The organism is Clostridium sp. HCS.1 (assembly GCF_047900555.1).
Lineage (GTDB): Bacteria > Bacillota > Clostridia > Clostridiales > Clostridiaceae > Clostridium.
In genome coordinates this window covers 1,139,394-1,154,110 of record NZ_CP170704.1, presented here as the reverse complement: position 1 = coordinate 1,154,110, position 14,717 = coordinate 1,139,394, and the positions used below count along the sequence as shown (strand labels likewise).

The following is a 14,717-nucleotide window of genomic DNA, read 5'->3' as shown; positions in this document are numbered from 1 at the left end:
TAGCCAATCATCCATATTATTTTGATGATCAAATTCTAAAGGACCTATTTCTTCTACATTATTAAATTCTACTAAGCATAAACACTATTTTATAAATGGTTGACATACTGGACAATAATAAACTGAACCACCTAAATATGTTTCTTTTATAATTTGGCCGCCACATTTTGGACACCCTTCTGAAACAGTATTTTTTGACATTTTAACTTTATAACCGCCTTTATGTCCAAAGATATCTTTTTCTGTATCACGTCCGCCTTCTTTAAGCATATTATTAGTAACTTTAATAATAGACTTTAATAAACTATCCTTTTCATCCTTACTTAAAGTACTTATTTTCCTCTTTGGATGAATACCTGCTTCAAATAAGATATCCTGTAATACCCCATTCCCAATGCCAGGAAATCTTTGTTCTGTTGCTAGAAAAGCCTTAACACTTAGATTATCTTTACTTTCTAAAAGGACTTTATTATAATATTTTTCAAATTCATCTGATAAAGGTGATGTATAATTTTTGCTTTTTATATAGTATTCATTATCATAATTATTATTATGAAGAATAATTCCACCATACATTACAACCTTAAATACTAACATTGACTCATCATCTAATTCTATTAGTAATTGATAATCCTTTGGAATTTCATCATCAGTAAAAAGTCTTATATTTACACCATCATTAAAACAAAGCTTATATCCATTATCAAAAGCTATTTCTACATATATTCCAAAACCCTCTACTGATACTATTTTAGAATTTTTTATTGCATCATTATATTCTGCTGGCTCTCCATTATACCAACAAAACTTATGTATCTTAGTTGGTGGCATAACCCTTTTAACTTTTTTCAAAGCAATGATATTATTAAGCTCTTTTGATATAGTTATTACTTCAGGAAATTCTAGCATAACTATAGCTCCTCTCATAAAATTCTTTTAATTATCCCAATTTAACAATTTAATATTATGTAATTAGCTGCCTCTGTTGGACTAATTCTTGATACATCTACTTTTTCTGTACTTAAATTTTTGTACAGAGGTACTCTTTCTAAACTTTTGCTAATAACATCTGTAGTTCTTAACCCATTATCTACATCCAATTCTAATCTATCCTTTAAAGCTTTTCTATTACAAACTAAAGAAATTAAATATACATTACAATTTTCAGTATTTAATTTAGATAAAATTTCATCAATAATACTTTGCTCATGCATAACCCAACAGAAAATTATATTTCGTAAACTGAAGACTTTATATAGTTATTTAGTAAAAAGCAAATGTTCTCCATAACTATTTTCTTAGTTTCTTCATTTACTATAAAGGGATCCATATCCCAGCACCAGTCTCCATCAAGAAAAACACTATTATTCAATTTTCTCTTCATAATTTGACAGGTGGTAGTTTTTCCAACACCCATAGTACCACCAATTAAATATAAATTCTTCATATATAAACTACCCCCCATTATAAATTATAATTTTTCTATTTCCTTTTCTAATAAGTAAAAAACACCTGCAACTAAGTATCCATCTGCTGCTGCATGATTCATCCTTACTGTTACTGGCATCATTAATTTGTTATTTTCTTTTTTATATTTTCCCCAATTTATAATTGGAATTAAATATAAATATCCATCTGGTAATTCTATATTTAATGAATCATATGAAAGCCAAGATATATATGAAGCATCAAAATAATTTTCATAACTATTATCTAATCCATAATTTCTTGTTTTCTTTGCATTTTCAATATCAGCCAAGCAGTTCTTATAAAACAACTCATAATCATCATTAAATTCACTATAAACAATGGTGAAAGTTTCTGTATCTTCATGAAAAATATAATGTTTAGGATTTATTTTCTCATATACTATAAGTTTATTATTCTTATAGTCATACTGCATTTTATAATCATCCCGAGAATTTAAAACCTTTGAAAGTATATATAAAAAGTTTATATAAAATTTTGTTTGTGTATCTTTAGAATGCTCCACTAATTTTGTTACATTGATTTTACTTGTTATTGATGTAGAGCACTTACAATCCTCTGAAAAATGCTTAAATACATCCTTTCTATAATAGTTATCTATATCTATAACTTTATATTTACTTGTTTCCATATAACCCACCTTTATTAAATTTCTGATTCTTATAATTCTTTAACAAAATAGTGCCTCTTCCCAATAACAGGATATTCATCTAGTGAAAATACCTTTTTATAGCCTAACTTAAGATAACATCCTTCTGCTTGAAAACTAAAGGTGTTTAGAAATGCATACTTGCAACCTCTTGATTTAGACTCCATTTCTGCCTTATTTATTATTTCACTTCCTATATCATTTCCCCTTAGGCTTTCATGAACCCATAAATAATCAATAGTTAACCAATTACCATGAGTCTTACCTATAAGCCCTGCTACTTTTTCGCCTTCTTCATTTTCTAAAAATATACCTAATTCCTGAACTTGACTATTTTCTAGATATTTAAGATTATACTTTAATAATTCATCATATATTTCTTGCTTATCACCTTCAGAAGGCATACTAGTTATCTTATAATGCATATATATTCCTCCATATATTAAGTAAGAAAATATTAATCTTATTCCCACTGACCTGGTAATTTTAATTTCTCCATATAAGGAAACTTCTTATCAAACTCATCTACCTTTTCATTAGATAAGTTTTCAAATACTTCAGACTCATAGAATTTCCCCTGTACTCCTTTAAGTCCATCCTTAACTAATTCTATTCCCATAAATGCATCAAAATTCTTAGAATCCCTAGTTGTAATATTAAAATTATCACAAGTTTTAAATCCATGTTTAGGATAATATCCAGGCTCTCCAAATATTATAATTGCTTTATAACCTGCTTTTCTTGCTAATTCCATTGTGGTTTCTAATAACACTCCACCAATTCCTTTATTTTGATAGCTTGGCTCAACACATAAAGGCCCAAAGGTTAAAACTTCTATTTTATTAATACCATCAGTAACATAAGCCTTTGAATACATTATTGTTCCAACAATTTCACCATCTATTTCTGCAACCCTACTTAATTCTGGAATATAATCTTCACTTTCACGAATTTTATGAACTAAATAATGCTCATTACATCCAGGAACATATTTGTTCCAAAAAGCATTCTTAGTCATATATTCAACCTCAAAATAATCCTTTTCATTTTCTTGTCTTATTATTAAATTCTCCAAATTCTCACCCCTTTAATTAATGCATAATGCATAATTTCTAAATTCCTGTGGAATTTATTCCTTAATTTTTTCATTCCTTCATTTTGATTTTGCCAATACAAAAGAGAATTTTCATTTTTTCATCCCCTCATTTTTCAAAACTCTGGAAGAGTTTTCTCCTAAATTCTTCATTCTACATTCTTCATTTTTCATTCCATTTAGTCTGCTGGGTATATTACTCCTATTTGTTTTCTAGCTTCTTCAATAACTTCAATAACATCTCTTGATACTTTTAATGAATTAATCTTAGACTCCTTTTCCCCAGAGTTAATTAGATTTGCAAATTCTTGAACTTCATAGCACATATCAGCTTCATTTTGTTCTAAAGATAAATTCTCTTCTCTTCCATCTCTATATATTATTTTCACATTATTAAATCCATTAATTCTATCTATTATAATGTTACCTTCTTCTCCTTGAATTTCTGATGGTAAATATGAATTACTTATTTTTGAGTAAATAACTACTGCTTCCATATCATCATAACCGAAAACTACACTACCTTCTCCATCTACTCCTGTGTTTAACATAATTCCATTGGCTTTTATAGTATTAGGTTTTCCAAAAAGGTTTACCATAGGAGATATGCAATAAACTCCTATATCCATTATTGCACCATTGGATAATTCATTTTTAAAGGCATTTAATACCTCACCTACTTTGTATTTATCATATCTAGAAGAATACTGACAGTAACTTGCAAAGTACTTTCTAACCTTTCCAATCTTATGCAGATTATCTTTAATAACTCTAAAGTTTGGTAATAAAGTAGTTTTCATTGCTTCCATAAGAACAACATCATTTTCCTTAGCTGCCTTTATCATTTCATCAACTTCTTTTGTGTTTGAAGCAAAGGCTTTTTCACATAAAACATGTTTTTTATTTTTTAAAAATAAGATAGCTTGGCTAGAATGTAATGCATTTGGAGAGGCAATATATACTGCATCTATTAAATCACTTTTAGCCATTTCTTCTAAATTTGTATATGTATATTTAATTCCATGCTTATTTGCAAATTCTTTAGCTCTTTCTTCAGTTCTTGAATATACAGCTGAAATATTTACATCACTAACTATTTTAGCCCCTTCAATTAATCTATCAGTAATAAAATTACTCCCAATTATACCTATATTTATCATATTAAACACCTCTTTTTATATAAAATCTTAATAATTTTATTATACCATATATTAGTTAATTATTAGCCAACAATTTCCAAAGAATTATACTGCTTTTAATGAGCATACTAATAATATCCTAATTTGGATTATTAACCTTTAATTTATACAAATTTAACTAAGGAGAGATTTTATGAATAAGAAATTATTAAAACTACTATCTGGATTTTTTCTTTATGCTTTTATAATAACTAATTTTATTTACTTTTTATCTAATACAAAAAAATTTATAAGTAATTCTGATAATCCTACTACCTCAAATGTTGGTACCTTTATAACTGATTCAAATAAAAATATTGAAACTTCAATAATTAATTTTATGCAAAATATTTTCGATATAAGAAATACTGCATTTTTAAATGGAAATGTAGAAAAGCTTTATAAGTTTTATGATACTAGTGAAAATTTTGGTGAGTACTCCTTAACCCATGAATTCAAAAGAATAGCTTTTTTAAGAAATTTAGCTAAAGATAAAAGATTAACTTTTAAAAATATAGAATCTACTCCTACAATCAAAGAGTTAAAAGTTAAAAATGGTTTATATAATTTAACTTTAAATGAAAAATATACTTTTACTTATTTTAATAATGATACTCCTGATAAAGTTAAAACCTTTAGTGTAGATTTAATTCATACTTTAGAATTAAAGGATTCAGGAAATAGTTTTATTATTTCTAAAGATTATTATGAAGATTATTTTAAAAATGGTTTAGATGAATATGAATTTAACTTAACAGAAAAGAAAATTCCCTAGAAATGTTATATGTGAAAATGAAATTAGAGGCCGCCTAAGCAGCCTCTAGGTGTTTTATTTATAGAACGTCACTTAATGTATATCTAGAAAACTCATGAAGAAACGCCTCTAGAGATTCCTTCATGATCCCTTTGATTTTGCAATCAGAAGATATATATGGACAACAATTGTCTTTGTTAAAACATTGAGCAATATTTAAGTTATCCTCTGTGATTCTAATTACTTCACCTAAATTTATATCTTGTGGTTCTAACCCTAATTTTAAACCACCAGTTCTCCCTTTCATAGATATAATTAAATCTGTTTTAGCTAACTTATGTATTATCTTCTTTAAATGATGTTCTGATATTTCTAACTTTTTAGCTAACTCCTCTACTGTACATAATTTATCTCTATTTTCTGCTAAATATATTAGTGCCCTAAAAGAATAATCAGTGAATTTGGATAAATACATATATACCCCTCTCTTTCGTGTTGTATAATAATCAATTACGAATATTATATGCATAATTTAAAAGTCTAATATAATTGTTATTACTTATATTTATATCCTTTTCTCATAAATATATGCAAAAATACCCTTTGCTAGATTATACTATAAAACGAAGCAAAATATCTCTAATTTATATACAATATTTACACATTATTTACATTATTCTTAGAATATACATATTATTTATACCTTATTAATAGTTTTTCACATAAAAATAAGAGGTTGTCTAAACAACCTCCTTAATTTTAAGTTATTTACTTAAATATTCATCTATTGCAGCTGCAGCTTTTTTGCCTGCTCCCATTGCTAGTATTACTGTTGCAGCACCTGTTACAGCATCTCCACCAGCATATACTCCTTCTTTTGTTGTGTGTCCATTTTCATCAGCAATTATACACTTCCACTTATTAATTTCTAATCCCTTTGTTGTTGATGAAATTAATGGATTTGGTGAAGTTCCAAGAGACATTATAACAGTATCAACATCCATAATGTATTCTGATCCTTCTTTAGCTATAGGCTTTCTTCTTCCTGACTCATCTGGCTCTCCAAGTTCCATTTCTACACACTTCATACCTTGTACCCAACCATTTTCGTCTACTAATATTTCAGTAGGATTAGTTAGTACATCAAAAATTACACCTTCTTCTTTTGCATGATGTACTTCTTCTATTCTTGCTGGAAGTTCAGATTCACTTCTTCTGTAAACTATATGAGTTTCAGAACCTAGTCTTAAAGCAGTTCTTGCTGCATCCATAGCAACATTACCGCCTCCTACAACTGCAACCTTCTTTCCTATTTTAACTGGAGTGTGATATTCTTCTTTGAATGCCTTCATTAAATTAACTCTTGTTAAGAATTCATTTGCTGATAATACTCCATTTGCATTTTCCCCTTGTATTCCCATAAACTTAGGAAGCCCTGCACCAGAACCTATAAATACAGCACTGAAATTTTCTACTTCCATAAGTTCGTCAATAGTTATAGTTCTACCAACAATAACATTTGTTTCTATAGTAACACCAAGTTTTTTGATATTTTCTATTTCAGGTCTAACAACATCATCCTTAGGTAATCTAAATTCAGGAATTCCATAAACTAAAACTCCACCTGGTTCATGTAAAGCTTCAAATATAGTTACATCATAACCCTTTTTAGCTAATTCTCCTGCACAAGTTAATCCTGCTGGACCACTTCCTATTACTGCAACCTTCTTATTCTTAAGTTCTTCTCTACTAGCTAAATCTATATTATTTTTTCTTGACCAGTCTGCTATAAATCTTTCTAATTTTCCTATTGAAACAGGTTCACCTTTAATTCCTAGTACACACTTACCTTCACATTGGCTTTCTTGTGGACAAACTCTTCCACAAACTGCTGGTAATGCACTATATTTAGCTACTTCCTTAGCAGCCTCTTCAAATTCACCTTTTTTCATATGTGATATAAAGTTTGGTATGTTAATAGATACAGGGCAACCATCTACACATTTAGGATTTTTACATCCTAAACATCTACTTGCTTCTCTTATTGCCTCTTCATCTGTATATCCAAGACATACTTCTTCAAAGTTTTTTGCTCTTACTTCTGGATTTTGCTCTGCTATAGGTACTCTCTTCATTCTATCTTGTACTTGAACACTCATAACTATTCCACCTTACAACCACAACCACCATGTTTGTGAGTTTCCCCTTCTTCTAATTTTAACTGTTCTCTACCTTCTTCAGTTTTATACATTGTTTGTCTTCTCATAGATTCATCAAAATCTACTAGATGCCCATCAAATTCTGGTCCATCAACACAAGCAAATTTAACTTTTCCACCAACAGTAACTCTACAAGCACCACACATTCCTGTTCCGTCTACCATTATTGGATTTAAACTTACTGTAGTTGGTATATTAAGTTCTTTAGTTAAAATTGACATAAACTTCATCATTATCATTGGTCCAATTACTACAGCATGGTCATATTTTTCCCCTTTTTCTTCTACTAAATATTTTAAACAATCTGTTACTCTTCCATTAAATCCATATGTTCCATCATCAGTTGATATATATAAATTTCCTGCAACTGCTTTTAACTCTTCTTCTAATATTAATAAATCTTTAGTCCTACTTCCAACGATTACATCACAGTCAACTCCATGTTCCTTCATCCACTTAACTTGAGGATATACTGGCGCTGCTCCTACACCACCTGCAATAAAAATAATATTTTTCTTTTTTAATTCCTCAATATCTTCGTGAATAAATTCACTAGGTTGTCCAAGAGGACCAACAAAGTCAGCTACATATTCCCCTACTTCAAAGCTAGCAAGTTCTCTTGTCCCTCTTCCAACGGCTTGAAAAACTATGCTCACTGTACCCTTTTCTGGATTATAATCAGCTATTGTAAGTGGTATTCTTTCACCCTTGTCATCATTTTTAATAATAATAAACTGACCTGGCTTAGCTGATTTGGCAACTCTAGGAGCTTCTATATCCATTAGGTATATATTTTCTGTAAGCTCTCTCTTATTAACTATCTTATACATAATTGTCCCCCTCATAATTTATATCTCAATATTATATTAACATTTTTCGAATTTTCATACAATTGTTTATTGTATTTTTAGGTCTAATTTAATTGCAAAAGTTACCTAAAATAGAACTAATATCTATTAAGGTAACTTTCATCAAATATTTGTCATATTAAGTTATTAATACTAAAAATCAACCTGTGCTCCATAGTATGTGCGTTCAAATAATTTTGCCATAGTTTCATCATCTATTTTTCTTGGATTAGAACCTGTACATGCATCTAAAACTGCATTATGAGAAATAAATTCTAAATTCGCCTTAAAGTCATCTTCTTTAACTCCATACTCCTTCATAGTATGTGGTATATTCAATTCTGTATTTAAGTTATTTATCATTTCAATTAATGAATCAGTTAATTCAGCATTTGTTTCACCTTTTAATTTTAATGCTTTCGCTATATCAGCATATCTATCTTCACATTCAACTCTATTATATTGAATTACATATGGTAAGAATATTGCATTGGCACATCCATGAGGAATATGGAATACAGCCCCTGTCTTATGAGCCATTGAGTGAACTATTCCAAGTAAAGCATTTGAGAATGCCATTCCTGCTAAACATTGTGCTTCATGCATTAAGTTTCTTGCTTCTTCATTTCCATTATATGAATTAACCAAATTTGCACTAACCATTTCTATTGCCTTAATAGCTAATGGATCTGAAAAGTTAGATCTAAGTGCTGCTGTATAAGCTTCAATAGCATGAGTTAATGCATCCATACCTGTATGTGCAACTAATTCAGCTGGCATAGTTTGAGCTAAATCAGGATCTACAATTGCTACATCTGGAGTTATATTAAAATCTGCTAAAGGATATTTAATCCTAGCCTTGTAATCAGTAATTACTGAAAATGCTGTAACTTCTGTTGCAGTCCCACTTGTAGATGGAATAGCTACAAATTTAGCTTTTTGTCTAAGTTCTGGTAATCCAAATGGAACAATTGCTTCTTCAAAAGTAAAATCAGGATATTCATAAAAAATCCACATTGCTTTTGCAGCATCTATTGGTGAACCACCACCCATTGAAACAATCCAATCAGGCTCAAATCTTCTCATGGCTTCTGCACCCTTCATAACAGTTTCCACTGATGGATCTGGTTCTACACCTTCAAAAATCTCAACTTCCATTCCTGCTTCTTTTAAATAATTTTCAGCCTTATCTAAAAATCCAAAACGCTTCATTGAGCCTCCACCAACTACAATAAAAGCTTTCTTTCCTTTTAAATTCTTTAATTCTTCTAAAGAACCCTTTCCATGATATAAATCTCTTGGTAATGTGAAACGTGCCATAATAAACCTCCCATAAGTATAAAATTTATTTTTACTCTCACTTATTATTAAGCAAGTGTTATGCCAACTGTTTTTTATTTAACAATATTGTTAAACAATTCACCTTTATGAGTTCATTTATATTTAAAAAATAATAATGTCATAAAATTGAACAATTAAAATTATTTATATCTGTTAAATTTTATGACAGTGTCCTATTATTGTACATTGACCTTTTCTATATTTAAATTATATTTTTTTATCTTAAGATATAATGTATTCCTACTTACCCCTAGTGCTTTTGCAGTTCTAGTAATATTATATTCATTATACTTTATAGCATTTATAATAGCTTCTTTTTCTATAAAATCTAAATTCAAATTCTTATTCTCTACATCTCTTGAATCTATAATACTATTTTTATTTACCACTTCTTTATTTATCTCTTCAAATTCATCTAGAAAATCCGGAGATAGTTCACCATTTAAATTAACTATGTTTTCAATGCAATTTTCTAACTGCCTTATATTTCCCTTCCATTCATAACTTAATAACCTTTCTAGAAGCTTATCACTTAACTTAGGTATATCTTTTTCTAATTTAAGTGACTTAACCCCTAAGAAATACTCAATTAATAGATTTATATCTCCACTTCTTTCTCTTAATGGTGGTAATTTTATTGGAATAACACATAGTCTATAAAATAAATCTTCTCTGAATCTTCCTTCTCTAACTTCTCTTTTTAAATCTTTATTAGTGGCAGCTATTACCCTCATATCTATTGTAATTTCTTTGCTTCCACCTAACCTTGTTACTCTTCCTTCTTGTAGAACTCTAAGAAGTTTAACTTGCATATCTAAAGGCATTTCTCCAATTTCATCTAAAAATAAAGTTCCTCCATTTGCTAATTCAATTTTACCTATTTTCCCTCCTTTTTTCCCACCTGTAAAGGTTCCATCTTCATATCCAAATAGCTCACTTTCAATAATATTTGATGGTATTGCTCCACAATTTATAGCTATAAATTTATTGTTTTTTCTTATGCTATAATTATGAATAGCTTGGGCTAATACTTCTTTTCCTGTTCCACTTTCTCCTTGTATTAATACTGTTGATGGGCTATTGGCTATAATTTTACAATTTGTAATTACATTTTTAATAGCATCACTTTTTCCTATAATATCACTAAAGGTAAAGAAAGCTCCAGTAAAGCTATTTTCAAAGTCCTTTTCCTTTATCTTTCCTAAAGTTGCAACAACTCCTATAACTTTATCTCCATGCTTTATTCCCTTAAGTATAACTTCTGTTTTATACTTACTATCATGACTTAACTTTATTTCTCTTCTTAAGCTTTCATTATTCTTTGAGATTCTTTCTATTATATTCTTAAAGCTTGGCACTATATAATTAATATCTTCATTGATTAAGTTATGATTTCTCTTATCTAAAATTTTTAATCCTAACTCATTTATATTAATTATTTTCCCATAGATATCTATTATGATTATTCCTTTATCCACATTTTCTATAACTGTTTTCATATAATTATATGTTTGATTTAATATATCCTTAGTATTAATTCTTAATATTTCATTTTCAATTGCCTTAACCCCAAATATAACTAAACCTAGTGTATGTGGATGCTTCATATTGCTTTTTCCTGTTAAGTTTAAAGTACCAATTATTTCACCCTTGCTATTATGAATAGGCGCTGCTGAGCAAGTTAAACTTTGAAATATTGATATATAATGTTCTTTTGCAGTAATTTGAATACATCTATCCTCTGATATTGCCATAGACATTGCATTGGTACCTATATTTCTTTCATCCATATAGGCTCCAACCTTTAAATTCAATTTTTCTAATTCATCTCTTATTTCACTAGCTCCTCTAATATATAGAATACATCCATTTTTATCAGTTAATATTATAATAAAGTCTTTATCATCAACAGATTCAGCTACCATATCTATATATGGCTTAGATATTTCAATAAGCTCTTTATTTGCTTCTAGAACTTTTTTAAGTTCATCTCTTTCTAGTATTATCTTTGAGTGATTTATATTTTTATTTACTCCATAAACTTCACTTCTCTTATGGGATTCTTCAATCAATAAACTTTTATTAATCATACTTACATACCTCATATTTTTCCATAAATACTCATTTATAGTTATAGTTTACTATTACAATAAAATATTTACCATATAAAATTTCATAAGCTTTATTTAATGTAAGGCTTTATTTAGCAAAATAAAAATAAGACTTTAATTTTAATATTTCTATTAAGCTTAAAGTCTTATTAATTTAATTAATATCTATTAGATTCCTTTAACTGTCTTTCTATGTCTCTCTTATGAGCTTTTTCTATCATTGAATCTCTTTTATCGTAATTCTTTTTACCTCTGCATAACCCAAGTGCTACCTTTACTTTACCATTTTTTAAATATAATGATAATGGAACTAATGTATAACCTTGTTGAGCTACTAATCCATTAAATCTAGCAATTTGCTCTTTATGAAGTAAAAGCTTTCTTTCTCTTAAAGGATCAACATTAAATATATTACCTTGCTCATAAGGACTTATATGCATATTCTTTACTATTATTTCACTGTTATCTACATCGGCATAGCAATCTTTTAAATTACATTTACCTGCTCTTATAGATTTAACTTCAGTTCCAACTAAAGCTATTCCAGCTTCTATAGTTTCTTCCACAAAATAATCATGTCTAGCTTTTCTATTTTCAGCTAATGAATTACTATTTTTCTTCCTTACCATAATCTCACCACGCATTTTATTTTTACTTATTAAGTATATCAAATTATTAATCAATAACTAAAATTTAAATTTATTGGACTAAGAAATTATTCTAATTCTTCCTCTTCATCATCTTCCAATAAGTCACTATTTATATTTACTTTAGCTTCATTTATTTTTTCAATTGTCTTTTCACTTGGAATTATTTCTTCTTTAGCTTCTTCTTCAATTAAATCGAAATATACTTCCCTATTGTCTATATCAACTCTAGTACATCTTACCTTTACTTCGTCCCCTAATCTATAAACCTTCTTAGTTCTTTCTCCTATTAGGCATAAATGAGCTTCATCATAAATATAATAATCATCATCTAAAGCAGTAATATGAATTAATCCTTCTATTGTATTTGGAAGTTCTGCAAATAATCCAAAGGATGTAACTGAAGAAATAATAGCAGAGAATTCTTCTCCAATTCTTTCTTGCATATATTCTGCTTTCTTTAAATCATCCACTTCTCTTTCAGCTTCTTGAGCTAATCTTTCCATTTCAGAGGATTGCTTTGATGCAATTTCTACTATATTAGATAATTTTGCAATTCTCTTTTCATCTATTTTTCCATTTAATTGTTCTTTAATAATTCTATGGATTTGTAAATCTGGATATCTTCTTATTGGTGATGTAAAGTGACAATAATATTTAGCTGCAAGACCAAAGTGACCTACACATTCTGGAGAGTATTTTGCTTGCATCATTGAACGTAATAGTAACGTACTTACTACAGTTTCTTCTTTTTTACCCTTAACCTTATCAAGTATATCTTGAAGGGCTCTTGGATGTGCTTCTTGTCCCCATCTAACTACATAACCTAAGTTATATACAAATTCCTTAAACTTTTCTAGTTTTTCTTCATCTGGATCTTCATGAATTCTATATACGAATGGCAAATTAGTCCAATACATATGTTCTGCAATGGTTTCATTACAAACTAACATAAATTCTTCTATTATTCTATTTGCAATAGCTCTATCATAAGGTTTAATATCTACTGGTTTTCCTAAATCATTTAATATTATCTTTGATTCTTCAAAATTAAAATCAATGGCTCCTCTTCGCATTCTCTTTTCACGTAAAATATTACAAAGCTCTTCCATAGCTTTAAAGTCATCAACTAAATAATCATATCTCTTTATTAGCTCTTCATCATTATTCTCAAGAATTTTTGTAACATCAGTATAAGTCATTCTCTCACTAGTTTTTATAACTGTTTCTTCTATTTCGTGTTGAATTACCTTTCCCTTGTTATCTATAATCATAAAGCAGCTTAATGCTAATCTATCAACCTTAGGATTTAAAGAACATATTCCATTAGATAACTTCTTAGGAAGCATTGGTATAACTCTATCTATTAAATAAACAGAAGTTGCTCTCTTTAAAGCTTCTCTATCTAAAGGATTTTTTTCTTTTACATAGTGAGATACATCTGCAATATGAACTCCTAATCTAAACTTACCATTATCAAGTCTTTCAATAGATACAGCATCATCTAAATCCTTAGCATCTTCTCCATCTATAGTTACCATTCTTAAATTTCTAAGGTCAACTCTTCTTGCATATTCCTTTTCTGGAATTTCTTCTTCTATGTTTTCTGCGTAATTTAATACTTTAGCTGGGAACTCTTCAGGCAATCCATATTTTTTTATAATTGTAAGAATATCTAAACCCTTATCTCCCTTTTTGCCTAGTACTTCTTTAACTACACCTTCTGGGCTTCTTCTTTTATCTGCCCATTTTACAATTTCGCAAATTACTAAATCACCTTCATTTGCTCCATTTCTATCTTTTTTAGATATGAAGATATCCTGATTTAGTCTAGAATCTTCTGGAACTACAAAGCCAAAGTTTCTACTATCTTCATATACACCTATAATCTTATTATTTGCTCTGCTTAATACTTCTCTTACTTCACCTTCACGCTTTTTACCATTAATATCTTCTCTTGTTATTTGAACTAGAACCTTATCTCCATTCATAGCTCCATTCATAGAAGAACTTGGTACAAAGACATCTTTTTCTCCTTCAGTTTCTGGTATTAAAAATCCATATCCCTTTGAATGAACTTCTAATTTTCCTGAAATTAGTCCAAGTCTTTCTGGAACTCCAAACTTATCCTTTTTAGTTCTAACAATAAGTCCTTCTTTTTCCATAGTCTTTAGTACTTTTTTAAAGGATTTATACTCGTCGGGATTTATATCAAATACAGATACTAATTCTTGAATGTCCATTGGTCTGTATGCTTCTTCTCTCATAAAACTTAATAAAGTTTCTTTAATTCCCATCTATATCACTTCCTTTATCTTTATTTTTATATTTTTGTATTATATTCAAATTATATTATTCTCCTTCTCTATTTTCCCCCATCTTGCTCATT

Annotated in this window: 15 protein-coding genes; 1 reads left to right on the top strand and 14 read right to left on the bottom strand. The window is 28.7% G+C overall.

Features of this window, described 5'->3' with window-relative positions:
• Nucleotides 1-84: 84 nt before the first annotated feature.
• The 7 genes from ACFYH6_RS05470 to ACFYH6_RS05440 all read right to left on the bottom strand — a co-directional run bounded on the left by ACFYH6_RS05470 (nucleotide 85) and on the right by ACFYH6_RS05440 (nucleotide 4,390).
• On the bottom strand, nucleotides 85-909 hold the full coding sequence (locus ACFYH6_RS05470) for an endonuclease VIII (protein WP_416178951.1): 825 nt from the start codon (nucleotides 907-909) through the stop codon (nucleotides 85-87).
• Nucleotides 910-950: 41 nt separating this feature from the next.
• Nucleotides 951-1,214: a hypothetical protein gene (locus tag ACFYH6_RS05465; RefSeq protein ID WP_416178952.1), complete on the bottom strand. Its 264-nt coding sequence runs from the start codon at nucleotides 1,212-1,214 to the stop codon at nucleotides 951-953.
• A 14-nt stretch (nucleotides 1,215-1,228) separates the two neighbouring features.
• A complete protein-coding gene (locus ACFYH6_RS05460; protein WP_416178953.1) occupies nucleotides 1,229-1,447 on the bottom strand; it encodes an AAA family ATPase in 219 nt (72 codons plus the stop codon).
• A gap of 24 nt (nucleotides 1,448-1,471) precedes the next feature.
• The gene (locus ACFYH6_RS05455; RefSeq protein ID WP_416178954.1) at nucleotides 1,472-2,119 is read right to left on the bottom strand and encodes a CatA-like O-acetyltransferase, family 3; all 648 of its coding nucleotides are present in this window, start codon (nucleotides 2,117-2,119) and stop codon (nucleotides 1,472-1,474) included.
• Nucleotides 2,120-2,148: 29 nt separating this feature from the next.
• Entirely contained in the window at nucleotides 2,149-2,562 is a 414-nt protein-coding gene (locus ACFYH6_RS05450) for a GNAT family N-acetyltransferase (RefSeq protein WP_416178955.1), read from the bottom strand.
• Between the two features lie 38 nt (nucleotides 2,563-2,600).
• The gene (locus ACFYH6_RS05445) at nucleotides 2,601-3,212 is read right to left on the bottom strand and encodes a GNAT family N-acetyltransferase (RefSeq protein ID WP_416178956.1); all 612 of its coding nucleotides are present in this window, start codon (nucleotides 3,210-3,212) and stop codon (nucleotides 2,601-2,603) included.
• Nucleotides 3,213-3,409: 197 nt separating this feature from the next.
• A complete protein-coding gene (locus ACFYH6_RS05440; RefSeq protein ID WP_416178957.1) occupies nucleotides 3,410-4,390 on the bottom strand; it encodes a Gfo/Idh/MocA family protein in 981 nt (326 codons plus the stop codon).
• A gap of 172 nt (nucleotides 4,391-4,562) precedes the next feature.
• Here ACFYH6_RS05440 and ACFYH6_RS05435 point away from each other — a divergent pair, with 172 nt between their 5' ends.
• Nucleotides 4,563-5,183, top strand: a complete 621-nt coding sequence (locus ACFYH6_RS05435; RefSeq protein ID WP_416178958.1) for a hypothetical protein — start codon at nucleotides 4,563-4,565, stop codon at nucleotides 5,181-5,183.
• Between the two features lie 58 nt (nucleotides 5,184-5,241).
• Here ACFYH6_RS05435 and ACFYH6_RS05430 read toward each other — a convergent pair whose 3' ends face one another.
• From ACFYH6_RS05430 to rnr, 7 genes are all read right to left on the bottom strand, one after another.
• A complete protein-coding gene (locus tag ACFYH6_RS05430) occupies nucleotides 5,242-5,637 on the bottom strand; it encodes an RrF2 family transcriptional regulator (RefSeq protein WP_416178959.1) in 396 nt (131 codons plus the stop codon).
• A gap of 289 nt (nucleotides 5,638-5,926) precedes the next feature.
• On the bottom strand, nucleotides 5,927-7,321 hold the full coding sequence (gene gltA, locus ACFYH6_RS05425; protein WP_416178960.1) for an NADPH-dependent glutamate synthase: 1,395 nt from the start codon (nucleotides 7,319-7,321) through the stop codon (nucleotides 5,927-5,929).
• Nucleotides 7,322-7,323: 2 nt separating this feature from the next.
• Nucleotides 7,324-8,211, bottom strand: coding sequence for a sulfide/dihydroorotate dehydrogenase-like FAD/NAD-binding protein (locus ACFYH6_RS05420; protein ID WP_416178961.1), 888 nt, complete (start codon nucleotides 8,209-8,211; stop codon nucleotides 7,324-7,326).
• A gap of 171 nt (nucleotides 8,212-8,382) precedes the next feature.
• On the bottom strand, nucleotides 8,383-9,549 hold the full coding sequence (locus tag ACFYH6_RS05415) for an iron-containing alcohol dehydrogenase (RefSeq protein ID WP_416178962.1): 1,167 nt from the start codon (nucleotides 9,547-9,549) through the stop codon (nucleotides 8,383-8,385).
• Between the two features lie 197 nt (nucleotides 9,550-9,746).
• Nucleotides 9,747-11,660, bottom strand: a complete 1,914-nt coding sequence (locus tag ACFYH6_RS05410) for a sigma-54-dependent Fis family transcriptional regulator (RefSeq protein ID WP_416178963.1) — start codon at nucleotides 11,658-11,660, stop codon at nucleotides 9,747-9,749.
• A 179-nt stretch (nucleotides 11,661-11,839) separates the two neighbouring features.
• Nucleotides 11,840-12,310 carry an SsrA-binding protein SmpB gene (gene smpB / locus ACFYH6_RS05405; RefSeq protein ID WP_416178964.1) on the bottom strand — a complete coding sequence of 157 codons (471 nt, stop codon included), beginning with the start codon at nucleotides 12,308-12,310 and terminating at the stop codon, nucleotides 11,840-11,842.
• Between the two features lie 86 nt (nucleotides 12,311-12,396).
• Nucleotides 12,397-14,625 carry a ribonuclease R gene (gene rnr / locus ACFYH6_RS05400; protein WP_416178965.1) on the bottom strand — a complete coding sequence of 743 codons (2,229 nt, stop codon included), beginning with the start codon at nucleotides 14,623-14,625 and terminating at the stop codon, nucleotides 12,397-12,399.
• Nucleotides 14,626-14,717 lie beyond the last annotated feature (92 nt).